This is a genomic window from Klebsiella sp. 141162 (assembly GCF_050600755.1).
Lineage (GTDB): Bacteria > Pseudomonadota > Gammaproteobacteria > Enterobacterales > Enterobacteriaceae > Klebsiella > Klebsiella aerogenes.
This window is the reverse complement of record NZ_JAQIRI010000001.1, coordinates 334,782-355,403: the sequence shown is the minus strand read 5'-3', so window position 1 is coordinate 355,403 and position 20,622 is coordinate 334,782. Positions and strand designations below refer to the sequence as shown.

General features: G+C 54.6%; 19 protein-coding genes. 10 read left to right on the top strand and 9 right to left on the bottom strand.

Translation table 11 applies throughout. The features are described 5' to 3' along the window. Positions 1-90: 90 nt before the first annotated feature. The 4 genes from PGR23_RS01625 to sanA all read left to right on the top strand — a co-directional run bounded on the left by PGR23_RS01625 (position 91) and on the right by sanA (position 3,079). Entirely contained in the window at positions 91-489 is a 399-nt protein-coding gene (locus PGR23_RS01625) for a CidA/LrgA family protein (protein ID WP_045376759.1), read from the top strand. Continuing rightward, positions 486-1,181, top strand: coding sequence for a CidB/LrgB family autolysis modulator (locus tag PGR23_RS01620; RefSeq protein ID WP_015365717.1), 696 nt, complete (start codon positions 486-488; stop codon positions 1,179-1,181). Before PGR23_RS01625 ends, PGR23_RS01620 begins: the two co-directional genes overlap by 4 nt. A 127-nt stretch (positions 1,182-1,308) precedes the next feature. After that, the gene (gene cdd / locus PGR23_RS01615; RefSeq protein WP_213797428.1) at positions 1,309-2,193 is read left to right on the top strand and encodes a cytidine deaminase; all 885 of its coding nucleotides are present in this window, start codon (positions 1,309-1,311) and stop codon (positions 2,191-2,193) included. Positions 2,194-2,362: 169 nt separating this feature from the next. Beyond that, positions 2,363-3,079, top strand: a complete 717-nt coding sequence (sanA, locus tag PGR23_RS01610) for an outer membrane permeability protein SanA (protein WP_015365714.1) — start codon at positions 2,363-2,365, stop codon at positions 3,077-3,079. A gap of 70 nt (positions 3,080-3,149) precedes the next feature. Here the strand turns inward: sanA and mglC are convergent, their stop codons facing one another. The 6 genes from mglC to folE all read right to left on the bottom strand — a co-directional run bounded on the left by mglC (position 3,150) and on the right by folE (position 10,129). Beyond that, positions 3,150-4,160, bottom strand: coding sequence for a galactose/methyl galactoside ABC transporter permease MglC (mglC, locus tag PGR23_RS01605; RefSeq protein WP_015365713.1), 1,011 nt, complete (start codon positions 4,158-4,160; stop codon positions 3,150-3,152). A 15-nt stretch (positions 4,161-4,175) separates the two neighbouring features. Further along, on the bottom strand, positions 4,176-5,696 hold the full coding sequence (gene mglA, locus PGR23_RS01600; protein WP_015365712.1) for a galactose/methyl galactoside ABC transporter ATP-binding protein MglA: 1,521 nt from the start codon (positions 5,694-5,696) through the stop codon (positions 4,176-4,178). Between the two features lie 116 nt (positions 5,697-5,812). Next, positions 5,813-6,811: a galactose/glucose ABC transporter substrate-binding protein MglB gene (mglB, locus tag PGR23_RS01595; RefSeq protein WP_045391288.1), complete on the bottom strand. Its 999-nt coding sequence runs from the start codon at positions 6,809-6,811 to the stop codon at positions 5,813-5,815. A gap of 298 nt (positions 6,812-7,109) precedes the next feature. Then, the gene (gene galS / locus PGR23_RS01590) at positions 7,110-8,132 is read right to left on the bottom strand and encodes an HTH-type transcriptional regulator GalS (RefSeq protein ID WP_047044918.1); all 1,023 of its coding nucleotides are present in this window, start codon (positions 8,130-8,132) and stop codon (positions 7,110-7,112) included. Between the two features lie 155 nt (positions 8,133-8,287). Beyond that, on the bottom strand, positions 8,288-9,445 hold the full coding sequence (gene yeiB, locus PGR23_RS01585; RefSeq protein ID WP_047078275.1) for a DUF418 domain-containing protein YeiB: 1,158 nt from the start codon (positions 9,443-9,445) through the stop codon (positions 8,288-8,290). Between the two features lie 15 nt (positions 9,446-9,460). Beyond that, positions 9,461-10,129, bottom strand: coding sequence for a GTP cyclohydrolase I FolE (gene folE, locus PGR23_RS01580; RefSeq protein ID WP_015365708.1), 669 nt, complete (start codon positions 10,127-10,129; stop codon positions 9,461-9,463). A gap of 343 nt (positions 10,130-10,472) precedes the next feature. Here folE and fghA point away from each other — a divergent pair, with 343 nt between their 5' ends. The 4 genes from fghA to arsC all read left to right on the top strand — a co-directional run bounded on the left by fghA (position 10,473) and on the right by arsC (position 13,552). After that, positions 10,473-11,309 (top strand): S-formylglutathione hydrolase, encoded by an 837-nt coding sequence (gene fghA, locus PGR23_RS01575; RefSeq protein WP_396279525.1) that lies wholly within the window; start codon positions 10,473-10,475, stop codon positions 11,307-11,309. A 151-nt stretch (positions 11,310-11,460) separates the two neighbouring features. Further along, a complete protein-coding gene (locus PGR23_RS01570) occupies positions 11,461-11,781 on the top strand; it encodes a metalloregulator ArsR/SmtB family transcription factor (RefSeq protein WP_213797430.1) in 321 nt (106 codons plus the stop codon). A 34-nt stretch (positions 11,782-11,815) separates the two neighbouring features. After that, entirely contained in the window at positions 11,816-13,105 is a 1,290-nt protein-coding gene (locus PGR23_RS01565; protein ID WP_047044929.1) for an arsenic transporter, read from the top strand. 12 nt (positions 13,106-13,117) lie between these two features. Further along, positions 13,118-13,552 carry a glutaredoxin-dependent arsenate reductase gene (gene arsC, locus PGR23_RS01560; protein ID WP_020078288.1) on the top strand — a complete coding sequence of 145 codons (435 nt, stop codon included), beginning with the start codon at positions 13,118-13,120 and terminating at the stop codon, positions 13,550-13,552. A gap of 69 nt (positions 13,553-13,621) precedes the next feature. On the opposite strand, the gene cirA is transcribed toward arsC, so the two are convergent. The 3 genes from cirA to yieE all read right to left on the bottom strand — a co-directional run bounded on the left by cirA (position 13,622) and on the right by yieE (position 18,411). Then, positions 13,622-15,595 carry a catecholate siderophore receptor CirA gene (cirA, locus tag PGR23_RS01555; RefSeq protein ID WP_045391307.1) on the bottom strand — a complete coding sequence of 658 codons (1,974 nt, stop codon included), beginning with the start codon at positions 15,593-15,595 and terminating at the stop codon, positions 13,622-13,624. Positions 15,596-15,897: 302 nt separating this feature from the next. After that, positions 15,898-17,367, bottom strand: coding sequence for an amino acid permease (locus PGR23_RS01550; RefSeq protein WP_047078277.1), 1,470 nt, complete (start codon positions 17,365-17,367; stop codon positions 15,898-15,900). 177 nt (positions 17,368-17,544) lie between these two features. Next, the gene (gene yieE / locus PGR23_RS01545; protein WP_015365699.1) at positions 17,545-18,411 is read right to left on the bottom strand and encodes a DNA-binding transcriptional regulator YeiE; all 867 of its coding nucleotides are present in this window, start codon (positions 18,409-18,411) and stop codon (positions 17,545-17,547) included. Positions 18,412-18,590: 179 nt separating this feature from the next. Between yieE and PGR23_RS01540 the strand changes: the two genes are divergently transcribed. Next, positions 18,591-19,640 carry a YeiH family protein gene (locus PGR23_RS01540; protein ID WP_045391310.1) on the top strand — a complete coding sequence of 350 codons (1,050 nt, stop codon included), beginning with the start codon at positions 18,591-18,593 and terminating at the stop codon, positions 19,638-19,640. Positions 19,641-19,736: 96 nt separating this feature from the next. Next, positions 19,737-20,591: a deoxyribonuclease IV gene (gene nfo, locus PGR23_RS01535; protein ID WP_047078278.1), complete on the top strand. Its 855-nt coding sequence runs from the start codon at positions 19,737-19,739 to the stop codon at positions 20,589-20,591. The last annotated feature ends 31 nt before the right edge of the window (positions 20,592-20,622 follow it).

The window sequence follows — 20,622 nt, the reverse complement described above, 5'->3', positions numbered from 1 at the left end:
GCTGACGATGCGTAGAATTCATGATGTGATCGGTAGCACATTTCAGGGTTTAATTGTATGATGAATGGCAGTTCATCAAGGGTTATTACCATGAGTAAGTCGCTGAATATTATCTGGCAGTACGCGCGAGCTTTCGTCCTGATTTACGCCTGCTTGTATGCGGGCATTTTTATCGCCGGGCTACTGCCCATCACAATTCCCGGCAGCATTATCGGCATGCTGATTTTGTTCGTGCTGCTGGCGCTGCAAATTATGCCGCCGCAGTGGGTCAACCCCGGCTGTAACATCCTGATTCGCTACATGGCGCTGCTGTTCGTGCCTATCGGCGTCGGCGTAATGCAGTACTGGGATTTGCTGCGCGCGCAGCTGGGGCCGGTGGCGGTCTCCTGCGCCGTCAGTACCTTATTAGTCTTTTTGGTAGTGAGCTGGAGCTCGCATCTGGTCCACGGTGAACGCAAAATCATCGGGCAAAAAGGAAGTAAAAAATGATCCATGAAATGTGGTGGTCGCTCCCGTTAACGCTGATTGTCTTTTTCCTTGCCCGCAAGCTGGCGGCGCGGTTTAAATTTCCGCTGCTCAACCCGCTGCTGGTCGCCATGGTGGTCATTATTCCTTTCCTGCTGGTCACCGGCATTTCTTATGAACGCTATTTTGCCGGCAGCAAAATCCTTAACGATCTACTGCAGCCGGCGGTGGTCGCGCTGGCCTTTCCGCTGTATGAACAACTGCACCAGATCCGCGCGCGTTGGAAATCCATCATCACCATCTGCTTTATCGGTAGCTGCGTGGCGATGATCACCGGTACTACCGTCGCTCTGCTGATGGGCGCCACCCCGCAAATCGCCGCTTCCATCATGCCAAAATCCGTCACTACGCCGATTGCCATGGCGGTCAGCGGCAGTATTGGCGGTATTCCAGCGATTAGCGCCGTATGCGTCATTTTCGTTGGCATCCTCGGCGCGGTGTTCGGCCATACGCTGCTTAACGCCATGCGTATTCATACTAAAGCATCCCGCGGCCTATCGATGGGTACCGCCTCGCACGCCCTCGGCACCGCCCGTTGCGCCGAACTGGACTACCAGGAAGGGGCATTTAGCTCGCTGGCGCTGGTACTGTGCGGAATTATTACCTCGCTGGTCGCGCCTTTTCTGTTCCCGGTGATCGTCGCTGTTGTTGGATAAACGTGATATGCATCACACCTATAAATGCAACAAATTAGCGTTGCACAAACAATGAGACTTATGTCACATATAGGGCCCGTACGGGCCCGTACACTAGCTTCCCATTACATTGTTATGAGGCAACGCTATGCACTCTCGTTTTCAAGCTGCTTTGACTAATCTGGCGGCAGACCTGCAGGCGGCCATCGCCCCGATGCTCGCAGACCCGCACTTCCCGGCGCTGCTCGAAGCCGATCAGGTGGCGACGCTACAACAAGCAACAGGTTTGGATGAAGACGCGCTGGCCTTTGCGCTACTGCCGCTTGCCGCCGCCTGCGCCCGTGCCGATCTTTCTCACTTTAACGTTGGCGCTATCGCCCGCGGCGTGAGCGGTCGCTGGTATTTCGGCGGCAACATGGAATTCCTCGGCGCCACCATGCAGCAGACCGTCCACGCGGAACAGAGCGCCATCAGCCACGCCTGGCTGCGCGGCGAAAAATCCCTGCGCGCCATTACCGTCAACTACACGCCTTGCGGCCACTGTCGCCAGTTTATGAACGAACTGAACAGCGGCCTGGCGCTGCGCATTCATCTGCCGGGTCGCGAAGCGCATTCCCTGCAGCACTATCTGCCGGACGCCTTTGGCCCGAAAGATCTGGAAATCAAAACTCTGCTGATGGATGAGCAGGATCACGGCTTCGCCCTCAGCGGCGATGCCCTCACGCAGGCGGCTATTCAGGCGGCGAACCGCTGCCATGCGCCGTACAGCAACTCCCCTTCCGGCGTGGCGCTGGAGCTGAAAGACGGCACCATTTTCTGCGGCAGCTACGCGGAAAACGCGGCGTTCAATCCGACGCTACCGCCGCTGCAGGGCGCGCTGAACCTGCTGAGCCTTAACGGTTACGACTATCCGGATATCCAGCGCGCGCTGTTAGCCGAGAAAGCCGACGCCGCGCTTATCCAGTGGGATGCGACCGTTGCAACCCTGAAAGCGTTGGGCTGTCAGAATATCGACCGCGTGCTGTTAGGTTAACTAGCCAGATAGCCTGAGCAGATTGCCGGATGCGCCTTTGGCTTATCCGGCCTGGATTCGGTAATCTGCCATATTGCTGAAAATCCCCGCAATTAAACGATGGTTTCTTGCGCTTACCCGGCGGGTAAAGTAGCCTGAAGCTTCCCTCGTCCACCATTGAGTCAAGTTCATGTTAAAGCGTGTGTTATACAGCCTGTTAGTCCTGCTCGGCCTGCTGCTGTTGACCGTGCTGGGTCTTGACCGCTGGATGAGCTGGAAAACCGCGCCCTATATTTACGATGAGCTGCAGGATCTCCCCTACCGCCAGGTTGGCGTGGTGTTGGGTACTGCCAAATATTATCGCACCGGCGTGATCAATCAGTATTATCGTTACCGAATCCAGGGCGCGCTCAACGCTTACAATAGCGGTAAGGTCAATTATCTGCTGTTAAGCGGTGACAACGCCCTGCAAAGCTATAACGAACCGATGACCATGCGCCGGGATCTGATCAAAGCCGGCGTCGATCCGGCGGATATCGTGCTGGACTACGCCGGTTTCCGCACCCTCGATTCGATCGTGCGCACCCGCAAAGTGTTCGATACCAACGATTTTATTATTATCACCCAGCGCTTCCACTGCGAGCGCGCGCTGTTTATCGCCCTGCATATGGGGATTCAGGCGCAGTGCTATGCGGTGCCTTCGCCGAAGGATATGTGGACCGTGCGTCTTCGCGAGTTTGGCGCCCGGTTTGGCGCGCTGGCGGATCTCTATATCTTCAAACGCGAACCGCGTTTCCTCGGGCCGCTGATCCCCATCCCGGCGCAGCAGCATGAAGTTCCGGAGGATGCGCAATCCTACCCGGCGGTCACGCCTGAGCAGTTGCTGGAGCTACAGAAAGAAAAATAGCCGCCGTCGTTTCGTCGATTTGAGATATAAAAAAACCCGCGCCAGGCGCGGGTTTTGTATGCGTTCAATCTTATTTCTTACGCGCGTATTTCAGTGAATCCAGCGCCACGGCGAAGATGATAATCGCCCCTTTAATAATATACTGCCAGTATGGATTGACGCCGATGTAGGTCAGACCGTAGTTGATGACGGTAAAGATAATAACCCCGGTCACCACGCCGAAAACCGTACCCACGCCGCCGCTGAAGGAAACGCCCCCCACCACGCAGGCGGCAATCGCATCCAGTTCGTACATAAAGCCGAGGTTGTTGGTCGCCGAACCGATACGTCCGGCTTCCAGCAGCCCGCCGAAGGCGTAAAACACCCCGGATAGGGCATAAATCATCAGCAGGTTCAGCGCCACGTTAACGCCGGAGACACGCGCGGCTTCCGGGTTACCGCCGATAGCGAAGATGTTTTTACCGAAACGGGTTTTATTCCACAGGATCCACACGAAGAAGATAGCGATCAGCGCGTAGAAAGTTATGTACGACAGGCGGAATGAACCTAAAGCGACAAAGCCCTGGGCAAACTGCGAGAAGTGGCTGTCGAAACCGGAAATCGGCGACGCGCCGACGAAGTCGTAGTACAGGGAGTTGATACCGTAAACGATAATCATCGTCCCCAGGGTAGTGATAAACGGCGTCACGTTGAGATAGGCAATGACGATACCGTTAATCAAGCCAATCACCGCGCCAATTGCGCAAACCAGCAGAATAACCAACGGGATCGGCATGGTCGCCATCTCCGGGAACACCTTGTTGGCGTTATCCACCGCCTGCAGCATGGTAGCCGCCACCACCGCCGCCAGACCCACCTGACGTCCAGCGGAAAGGTCGGTCCCTTGAGTAACAATCAGCCCGGCGACGCCGAGCGCGATGATAATACGTACCGAGGATTGCGTCAGGATGTTACTTAAGTTCAGCAGACTTAAGAAGGTCGGGTCCTGGAAAATAATAATGGCCAGCAAGACCAAAAGTACAACGTAAATCCCACCCTCTTTCAGGTAAGTGAGGAAACTCTTTTTATTTAACGCACTCATGGAAAGCCCCTGATCTCAAAGGTGCAATGATGCAAGACGCAGAATTTCATTTTGCGTCGTGGTTTTGGTCTCAACAATTCCGGCAACCAGCCCGTTGCTCATAACCAGAATACGGTCGGTAATTCCCAGCAGCTCCGGCATTTCAGAAGAGATAATAATGATGCCCTTATCTTTTTTAGCCAGTTCGGCAATCAGCTGGTAAATTTCAAATTTCGCGCCGACGTCAATTCCGCGGGTCGGTTCATCAAGCATTAATATTTCCGGTTGGGTTAATAACCAACGGCCGATAATAACCTTCTGCTGATTCCCGCCGGAAAGCGAACCGATTTGCGTTTGATGACCTGGCGTTTTTACACGCATGGAATCGATAACCCATTGGGTATCGCTTTTCATCCGTGAATTGTCCAACAGGCCGACCTTGTTTTTATACTTCTTGATATTTGATATCAGCGAGTTAAAACCAATATCGAGATAAGCATAAATCCCCGTCGAACGACGCTCTTCGGTTACCAGCGCAAAGCCGTGGTTAATCGCTTCGTTAGCGCTATGGTTATTAATTTTTTTACCATGCAGGGTAATAGTGCCGCTGGCCTTTTCGCGGATGCCAAACAGCGTTTCAACGATATCGGTACGCTTCGCGCCTACCAGCCCGGCAATACCGAGAATTTCGCCCTTATGCAGATCGAACGAGACATCGCGAATCGACGGCTGGCGCAGCGAGGTCAGGTTACGAACTTCAAGGATTACTTCGCCCGGTTTGTTTTGTTTATCCGGAAAACGCTGGTTCAGCGAACGGCCAACCATCATCGCAATGATCTTATCCATATCCAGCCCTTCCAGCGGCTGGGTGGCAATCCACTGACCATCGCGCAGGATAGTAATCTCATCGCAGAGCTGGAATATCTCCTCCATTTTATGGGAGATATAAACAATGCCGCAGCCACGCTCTTTCAGCTTGCGGATTATTTTAAACAGGTGATTGACCTCTTTTTCGGTCAGCGATGAGGTAGGCTCATCCATAATGACTATTTTGGCGTCATAGGAGAACGCCTTCGCAATTTCAATCATCTGCATCTGCGATACCGATAACGTCCCCACGCGAGCGCGCGGGTCAATATCAATATCCAGTTCATCAAATATCGCTTTGGTATCGCGATACATTTTATCCTGATCGACAAACATACCTTTGGTGGGGTAACGCCCCAGCCACATGTTGTCCATGACCGAACGTTGTAGAACCAGGTTTAACTCCTGGTGCACCATTGAAATACCGTTCTCCAGGGCTTCTTTCGCCGAATGGAAATCGATCTCTTTTCCCTGAAAAAGAATACTGCCGGAATCTTTTTGATAGATCCCAAATAAGCATTTTAATAATGTCGATTTACCCGCGCCATTCTCCCCCATTAATGCATGGATTGAGTGCGGACGAACCTTCAGGTTGACATTATCAAGAGCTTTCACGCCGGGGAAAGATTTGTTGATGTCGCTCATTTCCAACAAATATTCGCCCGACTGTACGCTATTATTGCTGACCATAGTTATACCTGGCTGCGTTCGTGCCGATCCGCGACGATAAGTTATATCGCAGCAAAATCGGCTTCGGTATCAGGAATAATCGGGCGCGCTGAACGCGCCCGCAATGCATGTAAAACTTATTTACCGATAAACTGGCTGAGGTTGTCTTTATCGACGCCTACGTATGGTACGCGGACAATCTTATTCTCAATTTTCCAGTTGGTGCCAGCAGCAGGCTCTTTGCCGTCAGCCAGGTTCTTCGCCAGATCGAAAGTCGCTTTCGCCTGGTTGTTGGCGTCGTTCAGCACGGTACCGGCCATCGCGCCGGATTTCACCAGCGCCAGCGCTTCAGGCAGAGCATCGACGCCGAACACCGGAATGCTGCTCTTGTTATGCGCTTTCAGCGCTTCTACCGCGCCCATCGCCATCGCATCGTTGTTAGCGATCACCACTTCGATTTTGTTAGCGTTCGGGCCGGAGAGCCAGGCGTCCATTTTATCTTTCGCTTGCGCGGTATCCCACATGGCGGTATCTAACGCCAGCTGCTGAGTTTTAAGACCTTTTTCATTCAGCTCTTTGATAACGTAGGAAGTACGCGCTTCGGCATCCGGGTGGCCCGGCTCGCCTTTCAACAGAACAAACTGAATCTGACCATCTTTATTCAGATCCCAGTTAGGGTTCGCTTTCCAGTGTTTGGCGATAAGATCGCCCTGGATAATCCCGGATTCTTTAGAGTCGGTACCTACATAGTAGGCTTTATCGTAGCTATCCAGCGCCTTGCGCGATGGCTCTTTGTTAAAGAACACCACCGGCACATTTTGCCCGCGCGCTTTGTCGATAACCGTACCCGCCGCCGCCGGGTCAACCAGGTTGATCGCCAGCGCCTTCACCCCTTTCGCCAGCAGCACGTCGATCTGATCGTTCTGTTTGGACTGATCGTTCTGCGAGTCATTCATCAGCAGTTTCACGTCCGGCGCAGATTTGCCGTCTTTTTCGATAGCTTTACGCACGACGGACATAAAGTTGTCGTCATACTTGTAGATCGTAACGCCGATACGGGTATCCGCGGCATGCGCTGCGGCGCCGAAAAGCATACCAGCCATGACGGCGGACAGAGCTAAGACCTTCTTATTCATGGAATCTCCGGTTTTATTATTTTGCATCGTTTTTTTTGGCGTGAAGATAGCTGGCGGGAGTTGTTACATTAGGGTTACCGCACAACGATATTCACAACGTTAATTCTGTCTTCCGTGTAGGGTAACGCTCCAGAAAAACGGCTTCATCAAGTGCCTAACCTATTGTTTAAAATGATGTTTAAACGCATCATCAGCACAGTCTGGTTCGGACTGGTCAACGCTGCCATCATAAACAGCGGAATGTTAATATACTGTGAATTTACTCACAGATTGAAAGCGGTTACATCGATGGATAGATTCAGTTAGTGATCGGCCCCACACTTTGCTTCTGCGTCACAGAATGGCGGCGCACCAGCGTGGGCATAAAACAGTGGCTGGCCTCACTATCGAGTTTTCCTGCCGCCCCTTGTAGCGCCAGTTCGGTAGCCAATTTGGCCATCGACATAATGGGATAGCGCACCGTGGTCAGCTGCGGATCGGTGTAACGGGAAATGGGAATGTCATCAAAGCCAATCAGCGAGAGATGCTGCGGCACAGCAATGCCGTTATCCTTGAGGGTGGTGAGCGCGCCGGCGGCCATACTGTCGTTATAGGCAAACACCGCCGTCAGGCCTAAATTACGCCCAAGCAGTTCCACCATCGCCGCTTCGCCGCCCTGCATATCCGGCGATCCCGAGCCAATCCAACTTTCCGGGGCGATAATACCCTGCTCCTGCAGCGCCTTACCCCACCCTTCGCGGCGCAGTTCATCATCCTCAATGCCGTGGTTGGAAGAGAGATAGCCAATCCGCTGATGGCCGTGATTGAGCAGCATCCGCGTAGCCATGAGCGCGCCGCTGACGTTATCGAGACCCACACAGCGGTGCGCGAAGCCGGGTACAATGCGGTTAATCAGCACCATGCCCGGAATATGCTGCATAAAATCGCCGAGTTCGGCATCGCTTAACGCTTTCGAATGCACAATAAGCGCCGAACAGCGCTGGCGAATCAGCACCTCAATGGCGTTACGCTCTTTTTCAGCTTCATGATAACTGTTGCCGATCAGGACATATTTCTGGTGCTGCTGCGCGACGGTATCCACCGCTTTCACCAGCGCGCCGAAAAAGGCGTCCGACACATCCATCACCACCACGCCGATGGTATCGCTAACCTGGGTCGCCAGCGCCTGGGCATTGGCATTGGGTCGATAACCCAGCTGCGCGACCGCTTTCATCACCGCTTCCCGCGTATCCGGGCTCACCAGCGCGCTGTTGTTCAGCACCCGTGAGACCGTCGCTACGGAGACCCCCGCCTGACGGGCGACATCACGAATGGTGATCATGGAGACCCACCTTAATAGCATTACAATACGTCACACCCACCTCCTGTGTTCAGCAAGGTGGCTATTCTGGCAGTGACGCGCGCCGCGCTACGTGAGTGAGGTCACACCGCTGGAAACGGTTACATCCATTTTGTTAATGATTGTGATCGAGATCGTTATACGGATGTATCTCTTGTTGTTGTCCCTGAGGCTCTCAGGGTTAACTGACGCCATAGCCACTCAACGGGCCCCTGGCGGAAATGACGCAGCCAAAACTGCGAGAAGAGGAGATTAACGGCCCACACCGCCGGCACAAAGGCCAACAGCTGAAAACGGTCAAATTTCATAAACAGGCCGAGATGATAGAACAGCGTGGTGCAGATCAGGGTTTGCAGTAAATAGTTACTGAGCGCCATCCGCCCAACGCAGGCAATCGCGCCGACCAGACGGAAGCGGCATAATTGCGGCCAGAATCCCCACGCCAGCGCGGCATAGCCGATGGTTTGAAGCGGCGCGCCAAGTTCACGCGGCGCCTGCAGCAGAAAACCACACCAGCGGTAGTCCCATTGCAAGTACCACTGCGCGGCGATGGCCGGCACATTCACCGCCATCCCGGCAATAATCAGCACCAACCCGACGCGGCGGTAGTGACTAAGGCTAAACTGCCCTTTCAACCAGCCGCAGCGCATTAGCGCCGCGCCCATTAGCATCATCCCCGCCAGCTGCCAGCCGTACTGCACGCCCAGCGCCACCAGGTTATCGGACAGCATATCCGCGCGATTGCTCACCGCCTCCATACCGCCTTTGAGCTTCCAGAACTGCTCATACTGCACATTCGCGGCATCGGGCACCCATGACCGGCTGGCGCCGTTGGCGGAAATCAATCCCAGCAATACCAGTACCGCAATACCGATGAGATATAGCACTACGCCGGTATTAAATAGCGATTTAACGTGATGGGCATCGCGTACCATGCGCCAGGCAATCAGCCCCACCAGCGCATAGGCCAGCAGAATATCGCCATCCCAGAAAAAGAGGCCGTGAATAAAACCAAGTAGGGCAAGCAGCGTTAGCCGTGACTGGATCCAGCGTTTACCGCGTACCAGCAGCATTTGTAATCCGGCGCCGAACAGCAGAGCAAACAGGGTGAGGAATTTCACCTGCGCAAACAGGTCGAGGATTGCCCAGCTCCAGGCGTCGCTCAGCGAAATACTCCCGGCCCAGGCCGGATTAAGATAGGCCGCCTTCGGCAAGCCGAAGGCGGTGATATTCAGTAGCAGAATGCCGAGGATGGCGACGCCGCGAACGAAGTCCAGCGTGACGTTTCTCTCCATGCACCCTGCTCCGAATTAATTGTGGTGACGTACGGCGCGCAGGAACTCCTGGCGGGTATTCTGGCTGGATTTAAACAGACCGCCAAGCGAAGTGGTGGTCGTGGCGCTGGTCGCATCGCGGATGCCGCGCGCTTTCACGCAGTAATGCACCGCGTCAATGGATACCGCGACGTTACTGGTACCGAGCAGGGTCTGCAGCGCAGTGAGGATCTGCTGCGTCAGGCGCTCCTGCACCTGCGGACGCTGGGCAAAGAACTGCACGATGCGGTTAATTTTCGACAGGCCGATTACCGAATCTTTCGGGATATAAGCCACGGTCGCTTTGCCGTCAATCGTCACAAAGTGATGTTCACAGGTACTGGTCAGCGTGATATCGCGAACCGTCACCATCTCGTCAACTTTCATTTTGTTTTCAATAACGGTGATTTTCGGGAATCTGGCATAATCCAGACCGGAGAAAATCTCATCAACGTACATTTTTGCGATGCGATGCGGAGTCTCCATCAGGCTGTCGTCACTGAGATCAAGATTCAGCAGCTGCATAATCTCAGTCATGTGCCCGGCGATCAGACGCTTGCGCGTTTCATTATCAATTTCTTGTACTGGCGGACGCAGCGGCGTCTCCAGCCCACGAGCGACCAGCGCTTCATGAACGAGTATGGCTTCTTTACTCAATGATGACATTTAGGTTCTCCTGCAGGTGTGGCGCTCTTTGCTCTTCTGAGGGCAAAGTTTGCACTCATTGTGCGTGAGGTGGCGCACATAATCCAGTAGCCGTCACGATAATTATTGAAATTGGCGCAACCTTTCATTTTTACCGCTGCGGTTGGACGTTGTCGATGCGCCACGCCAGCGAGCCCCGCCGCTACCGCGCGCAATCATAAGTACTGTAGATGTTCTGAGATGTTCTTTATAACTCGTATTAATGATGCAATAGCTTTGCGCGACGGGAAAGTGAAAGTTGCTCACCGGTTAATGAAATATCTGTATTATTAAGCATTACACATAGATACCCGAGGAGCCCTGCATGGAACTGCTTGAAGAGCATCGCTGTTACGAGGGTCGACAGCAACGCTGGCGTCATCACTCCAGTACCCTGAACTGCGCCATGACGTTTAGCATCTTTTTACCGCCGGCGACGGAAACCGCCCCGCCGCCGGTGCTGTACTGGCTATCCGGTTTGACCTGCAATGACGAAAACTTTACCACTAAGGCCGGCGCTCAGCGGATAGCCGCCGAACTTGGCATTGCGCTGGTGATGCCCGACACCAGCCCGCGCGGCGATGACGTCGCCGATGATGCCGGTTACGATCTCGGTAAAGGCGCAGGTTTTTACCTCAACGCCACTCAGGCGCCGTGGGCGGCGCATTTTCGCATGTACGACTACCTGCGCGATGAGCTGCCGCAGTTAATTAACAACCAGTTTCAGGTCGCCGACCGTTGCGCCATCAGCGGCCACTCGATGGGCGGCCACGGCGCGCTCATCGTGGCGCTGAAAAACCCAGGGCGCTTTACCAGCGTCTCGGCCTTCGCGCCGATCGTCAACCCATGCAAAGTTCCGTGGGGACAAAAAGCGTTCAGCGCCTATCTCGGCGATGATGAGGCGACCTGGCAGGAGTGGGACAGCTGCGCGCTGATGCAGGCAAGCCAGGCCGGGGATGCCATTCCGACTTTAATTGATCAGGGTGACGCCGACCAGTTTCTCGGCGCCCAACTGCAGCCCGCGGTCCTTGCAGAGGTGGCGCGACAGAAACAATGGCCGCTGAGCCTGCGTATCCAGCCCGGCTACGACCACAGCTACTATTTCATTGCCACCTTTATAGAAGATCATCTGCGTTTCCACGCGAAGCATCTGTTTAAATAGTCCCCCTCCCCCGCCTCGCCGGGCATCCTCCGCTTGCCCGGCTTTTTATCATCGTCAGGAACTACCTTGTCGCTACGGGCGATAATTTGTTATTTAAAACAAAACACATATGATTTAGCATATATGTACTCCGATGATAATCTGGTCAATCATGATAAAACCTATCCAGCTGTTTAAAATTCTGGCGGATGAAACCCGTTTAGCCATCATCATGTTGCTGCGTGAGTCCGGCGAACTGTGCGTCTGCGATCTGTGTGCCGCCACCGGGCAATCCCAGCCGAAAATATCGCGTCATATGGCGATATTACGTGAGTCCGGACTGGTGCTCGACCGTCGGCAAGGGAAATGGGTCCACTATCGCCTCTCGCCCCATATGCCGGCTTGGGCGGCGGAGATCATTGCCGCATCCTGGCAGAGCATGAGAGAAGATTTTGACGAATGGCGCACGAAATCAGCGTGTAGCACCTGTTGATACATATATATAAACGCATATATTGGAGTAGTGAATGTTGTTGGCAGGTAGTCTCTTTTTATTCACGCTGGTGTTGGTAATCTGGCAGCCCCGGGGCCTCAGCATCGGCTGGAGCGCGAGTATTGGCGCAGTGCTGGCGCTGGTCAGCGGCGTTATTCATCCCAGTGATATTCCTGTGGTCTGGAATATCGTCTGGAACGCAACTGCGACTTTTATCGCGGTAATTATCATCAGCCTGCTGCTCGATGAATCGGGCTTTTTTGAATGGGCCGCGCTGCATGTCTCCCGCTGGGGCAACGGGCGCGGTCGTCTGCTGTTTAGCTGGATTATCCTGTTAGGCGCGACCGTTGCGGCGCTGTTTGCTAACGATGGCGCAGCGCTCATTCTGACTCCCATCGTCATTGCCATGCTGCTCGCTCTGGGGTTCAGCAAAAGGACAACATTGGCCTTTGTCATGGCAGCCGGGTTTATTGCCGATACCGCCAGCCTGCCGCTTATCGTTTCTAATCTGGTAAACATTGTCTCTGCTGACTTCTTCCGGCTTGGTTTTACGCAATACGCCTCTGTAATGGTTCCTGTTGATATTGCTGCCATCGCGGCCACGCTGGGCATGCTGCATCTGTTTTTCCGCCGGGATATTCCGGCAACCTACAACGTCACTTTGCTGAAAACGCCTGCCAGCGCGATTAAAGATCCCGCAACCTTCAAAGCTGGCTGGGTTGTTCTGCTTTTGTTGCTGGTTGGTTTCTTTGTTCTTGAACCGCTGGGGCTGCCCGTTAGCGCCATCGCCGCTGTCGGAGCCGCTGTTCTGTTTGCCGTTGCGAAAAAAGGTCACGCTATCAATACCGGTAAAGTATTGCGCGGCGCGCCCTGGCAGATCGTTATTTTCTCGCTGGGTATGTACCTGGTGGTCTACGGTCTGCGCAATGCGGGCTTAACGGAATATCTGTCGGGTGTTCTGAATATGCTGGCGGATAAGGGACTGCTGGCGGCAACGTTTGGCACGGGCTTCCTGACCGCTTTCCTGTCGTCGGTAATGAACAATATGCCAACGGTCCTGGTGGGCGCGCTGTCGATTGAAGGAAGCACCGCTTCTGGCGTTATCAAAGAAGCGATGATCTACGCCAACGTGATTGGGTGCGATTTAGGCCCCAAAATCACGCCAATAGGCAGTCTGGCGACCCTGCTGTGGCTGCACGTACTGTCGCAGAAGAGTATGATCATCAGTTGGGGATATTACTTCCGCACCGGCATCATCATGACGCTACCCGTGCTGTTTGTCACTCTGGCCGCGCTGGCGCTGCGGCTCTCTCTCACTCTATAACGAGACACTTATATGAGTAATATCACCATCTATCACAACCCGGCCTGCGGCACGTCACGTAATACGCTGGAGATGATCCGTAACAGCGGTAATGAACCCACCGTTATTCACTACCTTGAAACCCCGCCAACTCACGATGAGCTGGTTAAACTTATCGCAGAGATGGGGATCGCGGTGCGTACTCTGCTACGCGAGAATGTTGAACCTTATGCCCAGTTGGGACTCGCGGAGGACAAGTTCACCGACGAACAGTTAATAGAATTTATGCTCGCTCATCCCATCCTGATTAATCGCCCTATTGTGGTCACTGAACGGGGAACCCGCTTATGTCGGCCTTCTGAAGTGGTACTGGATATCCTGCCCGATCCGCAGCAAGGCGCTTTTAGCAAAGAGGATGGAGAAAAGGTGGTGGATGAAAGAGGCAAGCGGCTGATACCTGGTGGATAGCGGCGTACACGTTTTATCGGGGCTGCCGCCACTGAAGTTACTTCAGCGGCGGCAGACAGTTTATCGCTATTAGAAGCGGTAATCGACGGCCATAAAGTAGCGACGGCCATCTTCGGTATAGCTGTAATCGTCGCGGTTCAGATCTTTGTCGCCAACGTTAAGCACGCCGGAGCGCAGTTTCACGTTTTTACTGACCTGCCACGCGGCGCCGATATCGAACATGGTATAACCGCCTGGGGTTTTACCCGTCGCGCTTACCGCACGCTGCTCGCCGGTATAGTTGGCCGTGACGTAGAAAGACCAATCCTCCAGCGGTTTCCAGTCGAGGGTACCGTTAGCGGTATGGAACGGCAGCGTCTGCAGCGGTTTATTGCCGCCGTTGCTCAGATCGCGACCATCGTTATAGGTATAGTTGACCGTCAGTTTCCACTCTTCGCCGAACGGAACCTTCACTTCGGTCTCCACGCCTTTAATCCGCGCTTTGTTGACGTTGAAGTAGCGGAATACCGGCACGCGCTTACCGTTCACGGTCTTCCAGCCGACGAAGTTCGGGTAACCCGGCGCCTCGCTGGCGCTGGAGGTGCGCAGGATGTCGATCATATCGTCAACGTTGTTCTGGAAGGCGGTCACGCTGCCTTCAACACCTTCCAGCCAGCCCTCTTCACCGCTGTAATACAGACCAAGCTCAAAGCTTTCGCTGGTTTCCGGCTTCAGATTCGGGTTACCGATAATGCTGCAGCTACCGCGACAGGAGTTGGTGGTCCAGTCCGGGTTCAATTGCAGCAGCGACGGCGCTTTAAAGGCCGTAGCCCAACCGCCTTTCACGGTCACGGTATCGGTGGCGTTATAGACCAGGTACGCACGCGGGCTCCAGTGATCGCCGTAGGTTTGGTGATCGTCCATACGGATGCCGGTGGTCAGCGCCAGCGGTTCAAAGATCCGCCACTCATCTTCGAGGAACAGCGCGTACTGGCTGGCGGAAGTCGATTTGCCGCCGCTGCTCAGGTTTACCGGATCTTTGAGTTTATCGTGGCGCCATTCACCGCCGAGGGTCACGATCTGGTTGATCATACCCAGCGGCATCACATATTTACCATCGACCGCATTACTCTCAGAAGTAATAGTGCCCGCCTGCCCTGGATTTTTGTTATCCACTTTCTCGCCGTAGAATTTCACTTCGCTATTACCAACGTCCCAGCGCCCGTTATGGGTCAAAGAGTAGTTCTGACGTTCGAGGCGGTTTTTGTCGAGCGAGTCTGAATCGCGATCCTGGCGATCGAAACCGTAGCCGGCGGTAATGTCCTGGTTCTCCGTTGGCGTCCAGGCGAACTCAACGTTGCCGTCGCGGCTGGTAAAACCTTCAATGCGCGGCGTTTCGCCCGCGGCGTTGCTGGAAGATTGCTGATCGTCTTTACTGCGTTTCGCCAGGCTGCCGTAGGCTTTCATACCCAACACGCCGTCAATCAGCGGGCCGCTGGTGAAGAACTGGCCGTTATAAGTGTCACCGCGATCGCGGTGTTCCTGAATGGTGGCATCGCTGCTGAGGGTACCGGTCCATTTCTGGCCGATTTTTTTAGTAATGATGTTGACCACGCCGCCGAGCGCGTCGGAACCGTACAGGGAAGACATCGGGCCGCGCACTACTTCAATCCGCTCGATGGAGTCCACCGGGATCCAGTTAAGATCGAAATCGTTATGGCGGAAGACAGCATTACGCGAGTTCACCCGTTTGCCATCGATCAGGATCAGCGTATAGCTGCTACTCAGGCCGCGAATACTCACGCCCTTACGGTTATCCCCTTCGTTGGTGAGCTGAACGCCAGGCACATCGCGCAGCACGTCCTTCAGGTTCTGCACCGGCTTACGCTGCAAGTCCTGTTGGGTGATAACGCTGATACTGGCGGGGGCATCTTTGACGCTCTGTTCAGTCGCCGCGGCGGTGACAACCAGCGTTTCGTCATCATTTGCGGCCAGCGCCGGAAATGCCAATGCTACGACGGACGCGCACAGTCCCGCCCGGGCAAAAGGGTTTAACCTGAACATACCAAATCTCCATGAGGTCAACTACAAATCAAACAAAGGGTGCTGCTTGCACATCCTGTCGACACGCGGCTCTGGCGGCTGCGCGCAAATTTTTACAGTCGATGTGGCTGGTCGCCCCTTGCCTTTCATGGTTGAGCGGCAAGATATGGAGATTGGCTTCATCCTGAATTTGCCGAAATGATAAGGATAATGATTACAATTATCAATACAATTATGAAGAAGTGTGTCCGTTTGTAAGTCTTGCAGGCATAAAAAAAGCCCTCTTTAAAAGAGGGCTTTATCGAAAGCGGCAGTGTATGAAGTTAGCCTTTAAAGCGTTCCGGGAACTTCATCTCGCTGTAGCGCACGAAGCGGGTACCTTTCACCAGCTTGTAACCAAACCAGATAACCAGGAACAGCGGAATGCCGATGTAGGTCGCCGCCACGCCGCCCCAATCAATGGTGTCCTTGAGGAAGGCTTCGTAGTTCTGGCCCAGCGTGATGATAAGGCACAGTACGAAGGCGAAGATCGGCCCCAGCGGGAAGAACCCGGAACGGTACGGCAGGTTATTAATATCGTTACCCTGCAACACGTAGCCACGACGGAAACGGTAGTGGCTGATCGCAATCCCCAACCAGGCGATAAAGCCGGTCATCCCGGAGGTGTTCAGCAGCCACAGGTAGACCGTCTGGTTGCCGAACATCGAGGTCAGGAAACACAGCGCCGCAATCACGGTCGTCGCATACAGCGCATTACGCGGTACGCCGCCTCTCGACAGCTTCGAGAAAATGCGCGGCGCTTTGCCGTCGCACGCCAGGGTATACAACATACGCGTAGAGGCGTACATCCCGGAGTTACCCGCCGACAGCACCGCCGTCAGGATAACCGCGTTCATGATCGCCGCCGCAGAGAGCAGACCGGCGTGCTCGAACACCAGGGTGAACGGGCTAACGGAAATATCTTTAACGTCGTTACGCAGCAGGCTCGGATCGGTATACGGGATGATCAGGCTGATAATCAAAATCGCGAAGACATAGAACAGCAGGATACGCCAGAACACCTGACGCACCGCGCGCGGAATGTTCTTCTCCGGATTTTCCGATTCGCCCGCGGCAATACCGATGAGCTCGGTGCCCTGGAAGGAGAAGCCGACAATCATCGCCACGCCGATCATCGCCGCAAAGCCGCCGGCAAACGGCGCGTCATCAATGCCCCAGTTGCTCCAGCCCGCCGGCGTCGTACCTTCGAAGATGCCGAAAATCATCATGACGCCGACGATGATAAAGATAATCACGGTGGCAACTTTAATCAGCGAGAACCAGTACTCCGCTTCGCCGAAGCCGCGTACCGAGATCCAGTTCAACAGGAACATGATACCAAGGAACAGCGCGCTCCAGATCCAGCCGGGGGTATCCGGGAACCAGTAGCTCATCACCAGCTGCGAGGCAACGAGGTCAACGGCGATAGTCACCGCCCAGTTGTACCAGTAGTTCCAGCCCAGCGCGAAACCAAAGCCTTCTTCTACGTAGTTCTGACCGTAGGTCGCAAAGGAGCCTGAAACCGGCATAAACGCCGCCAGCTCGCCGAGACTGGTCATCAGGAAATACACCATCAGACCGATCAGAATGTAGGAAAGCAGCGCGCCACCGGGGCCTGCCTGTGAAATTGTTGCGCCAGAGGCAACGAAAAGACCTGTACCGATGGAACCGCCAATAGCGATCATGGTCAAGTGGCGCGCTTTTAGCTCGCGGCGGAGCGTGGGCGCTTCTGTGGTTTTAGTTTCCGAAACCATGTGAAAATGCTATCCATCCAAAAAATGAGGCGCGATTGTAGCAGACGATCGTCCGTCCATCCGGTACAAATGCAAAGTTATAAGAGAGCTTCATGATCTGACACAAATTATTAGTAAAGCAGTAATCCTGCATTGGCGCATAAAAAAACAGACAAAAAATCGTGGCTTACGCCAGCGCTATACCTCGCAGTAGCGGATAAAACGCTGCAGCGCCTTGGAAACGTGTTTTTGCCGATGGCGAATACGCCACAACGTGCGCGTCAGGCGCGGTAACGGCAGCTTGAGCTCCACCAGCGTTCCAGCCTCCAGCTGCTCGGCAATCACCCGCCGTGACAGGCAGCTGATGCCTAACCCATGACGGACCGCATGTTTAATCGCCTCCGAGTTGCCAAGCTCCATGCCCAGTTGAAATGCGGGCAGATGCGACAACAGCACGTAGTCGACGATTTCCCGCGTGCCGGAGCCATGCTCGCGCAGGATCCACTGCGCTTCCGCCAGCCGTTGCAGCGTCAATTCGCCCTCTAAGAACGGCGAGTCAGGGGCGGCGAACACCACCAGTTCATCTTCAATCCACGGCTCGGCGATAATATCCGCCGCGTGGCACGGCCCTTCTATCAGACCAATATCGACGCGCAGATCGCTGACCGCATTAATCACGTCCTGGCTGTTGCCGACGCTCAGCTCCAGCGGTAGTTCGGGGAAATCGCGGCGGTAGCGGGCGATGATTTCCGGCAGAATATAGTTGCCGATGGTGCTACTGGCATAAACGCGGATAGCGCCATTATCGCCTCGAAACAGCTGTTCTATCTCTCCGGCGCGCTCCAGCAGCGCCAGCGCCCGCGGGTAGAGCAAGCGGCCGTGCTCGTTGACCACCAGCCGTTTACCGACGCGGTCAAACAGCTGAACGCCGAGTTGCCCCTCCAGGTCGGTTAGCGCCGCGCTCACCGCCGACTGCGACAGCGCCAGCATCTGTGACGCCTGCGTCGTTGACCCGCTTTTCAAAACCTCAGCAAAAACTTCCAGTTGCCGTAGCGTGATATGCATAACTCACCTGTGTAATAGCCCAAGCTGGATAACCGTCAACGCTATGTTGACATAAATCAGCAGGGCTGTGGCCTGAAGGATAAAGGGTTTATCACTTATTCCGATAGATTATAAATATATAATCAATTTTATTTTTAAACCAGCCAGTCGTATTCTTTGCCCAGACAAAGGAGAAGGTTATGACAGCACTCACTTTACCCACTAAACATCGCACCCTGTGGCATTTCGTCCCAGGCCTGGCGCTGACCGCCGCGTTGACCGGCGCCGCCCTGTGGGCAGGCAGTTTTCCTGCTATCGCCGGCGCGGGCTTCAGCGCGCTGACGCTGGCTATCTTGTTCGGCATGGTGGTCGGTAACACCGTTTATCCAAAGATTTGGCAGTCCTGCGACGGCGGGGTGATTTTCGCCAAGCAGCATCTGCTGCGCCTGGGGATCATTCTGTACGGTTTTCGTTTGACGTTCGCCCAGATTGCTGACGTCGGCGTCAGCGGGATCCTGATTGACGTACTGACACTTTCCAGCACCTTCTTTATCGCCTGTTTCCTCGGGCAGAAGGTCTTCGGTCTCGATAAACACACCAGTTGGCTTATCGGCGCCGGTAGCAGCATCTGCGGCGCCGCGGCGGTTCTGGCCACCGAACCGGTCGTCAAAGCTGAAGCCAGTAAAGTGACGGTCGCCGTGGCGACAGTGGTTATCTTTGGTACCATCGCCATCTTCCTCTACCCGGCGATGTATCCGCTGCTGGCGCACTGGTTCACTCCGGAAACCTATGGCATCTATATGGGCTCCACCATGCATGAAGTCGCCCAGGTGGTTGCCGCCGGTCACGCGGTTAGCCCGGACGCCGAAAATGCCGCGGTTATCGCCAAAATGCTGCGCGTGATGATGCTGGCTCCGTTCCTGCTGTTCATCGCCGCTCGTGTGAAACAGCTGGCGCCAGCCGGTAACGGCGAAAAGAGCAAAATCACCATTCCGTGGTTTGCCATCCTGTTTATTCTGGTGGCGGTGTTTAACTCCTTCCACCTGCTGCCGAAAGCCGTCGTCGATATGCTGGTCACGCTTGATACCGTACTGCTGGCAATGGCAATGGCCGCGCTGGGCTTAACTACCCACGTCAGCGCGCTGAAAAAAGCCGGCGCTAAGCCGCTGCTGATGGCGCTGGTGCTGTTCGTCTGGCTGATTGTTGGCGGCGGCGCGATTAACTTCGCTATCCACCACCTGATTGGCTAAGCAGTAAGTTTCTCGTCGATATTCATTCATTGCTGTAACTCTCCGGTTAAGCCGCTATCATTACCCTCCCCCCAGCGGCTTAACTGGAGTTTTTTTATGAAATACATTGGAGCGCACGTAAGCGCCTCCGGCGGGCTGGCCAATGCCGCCATCCGCGCCGCCGAAATCGAAGCGACCGCCTTCGCCCTGTTCACCAAAAATCAGCGTCAATGGCGCGCCGCGCCGCTCACCGATGACGCGATTGCCGAATTCAAAGCCGCCTGCGAAAAATATCACTTCGGCCCGGGGCAGATCCTGCCGCACGACAGCTACCTGATTAACCTCGGTCATCCGGTCGAAGAAGCGCTGGAGAAATCCCGCGAGGCGTTTATCGATGAATTAACCCGCTGCCAGCAGTTGGGATTAACGCTGCTCAACTTCCATCCGGGCAGCCACCTGCAGCAGATCCCGGAAGATGAATGCCTGGCGCGTATCGCTGAATCCATCAACATCGCGCTGGCGAAAACCGAAGGCGTGACCGCGGTTATCGAAAATACCGCCGGTCAGGGCAGCAATCTTGGTTTTAAATTTGAACATCTGGCCGCCATCATTGACGGCGTTGAAGACAAATCCCGCGTTGGCGTCTGCATTGATACCTGCCACGCTTTCGCCGCCGGTTATGACCTACGCAGCGCGGAGGAGTGTGAAAAGACCTTTGCCGAATTCGAACGGATCGTCGGCTTCCAGTATCTGCGCGGCATGCACCTCAATGATGCCAAAAGCACTTTTGGCAGCCGCGTCGACCGTCACCATAGCCTCGGTGAAGGCAATATCGGCCATGATGCTTTTCGTTGGATCATGCAGGATAACCGTTTCGATGGTATCCCGCTGATTCTGGAAACCATTAACCCGGATATCTGGGCGGAAGAAATTGCCTGGCTGCGGGCGCAGCAGACCGCCGAAGTGGCCTGAATTCAGGAACAAAAAAAGGGCCGATGAATCG

Bases quoted from the DNA above. Each gene is read 5' to 3' on its own strand.
- PGR23_RS01625 (WP_045376759.1), top strand. From the start codon at position 91: ATGAGTAAGTCGCTGAATATTATCTGGCAGTACGCGCGAGCTTTCGTC.
- PGR23_RS01620 (WP_015365717.1), top strand. From the start codon at position 486: ATGATCCATGAAATGTGGTGGTCGCTCCCGTTAACGCTGATTGTCTTT.
- cdd (WP_213797428.1), top strand. From the start codon at position 1,309: ATGCACTCTCGTTTTCAAGCTGCTTTGACTAATCTGGCGGCAGACCTG.
- sanA (WP_015365714.1), top strand. From the start codon at position 2,363: ATGTTAAAGCGTGTGTTATACAGCCTGTTAGTCCTGCTCGGCCTGCTG.
- mglC (WP_015365713.1), bottom strand. From the start codon at position 4,160: ATGAGTGCGTTAAATAAAAAGAGTTTCCTCACTTACCTGAAAGAGGGT.
- mglA (WP_015365712.1), bottom strand. From the start codon at position 5,696: ATGGTCAGCAATAATAGCGTACAGTCGGGCGAATATTTGTTGGAAATG.
- mglB (WP_045391288.1), bottom strand. From the start codon at position 6,811: ATGAATAAGAAGGTCTTAGCTCTGTCCGCCGTCATGGCTGGTATGCTT.
- galS (WP_047044918.1), bottom strand. From the start codon at position 8,132: ATGATCACCATTCGTGATGTCGCCCGTCAGGCGGGGGTCTCCGTAGCG.
- yeiB (WP_047078275.1), bottom strand. From the start codon at position 9,445: ATGGAGAGAAACGTCACGCTGGACTTCGTTCGCGGCGTCGCCATCCTC.
- folE (WP_015365708.1), bottom strand. From the start codon at position 10,129: ATGTCATCATTGAGTAAAGAAGCCATACTCGTTCATGAAGCGCTGGTC.
- fghA (WP_396279525.1), top strand. From the start codon at position 10,473: ATGGAACTGCTTGAAGAGCATCGCTGTTACGAGGGTCGACAGCAACGC.
- PGR23_RS01570 (WP_213797430.1), top strand. From the start codon at position 11,461: ATGATAAAACCTATCCAGCTGTTTAAAATTCTGGCGGATGAAACCCGT.
- PGR23_RS01565 (WP_047044929.1), top strand. From the start codon at position 11,816: ATGTTGTTGGCAGGTAGTCTCTTTTTATTCACGCTGGTGTTGGTAATC.
- arsC (WP_020078288.1), top strand. From the start codon at position 13,118: ATGAGTAATATCACCATCTATCACAACCCGGCCTGCGGCACGTCACGT.
- cirA (WP_045391307.1), bottom strand. From the start codon at position 15,595: ATGTTCAGGTTAAACCCTTTTGCCCGGGCGGGACTGTGCGCGTCCGTC.
- PGR23_RS01550 (WP_047078277.1), bottom strand. From the start codon at position 17,367: ATGGTTTCGGAAACTAAAACCACAGAAGCGCCCACGCTCCGCCGCGAG.
- yieE (WP_015365699.1), bottom strand. From the start codon at position 18,411: ATGCATATCACGCTACGGCAACTGGAAGTTTTTGCTGAGGTTTTGAAA.
- PGR23_RS01540 (WP_045391310.1), top strand. From the start codon at position 18,591: ATGACAGCACTCACTTTACCCACTAAACATCGCACCCTGTGGCATTTC.
- nfo (WP_047078278.1), top strand. From the start codon at position 19,737: ATGAAATACATTGGAGCGCACGTAAGCGCCTCCGGCGGGCTGGCCAAT.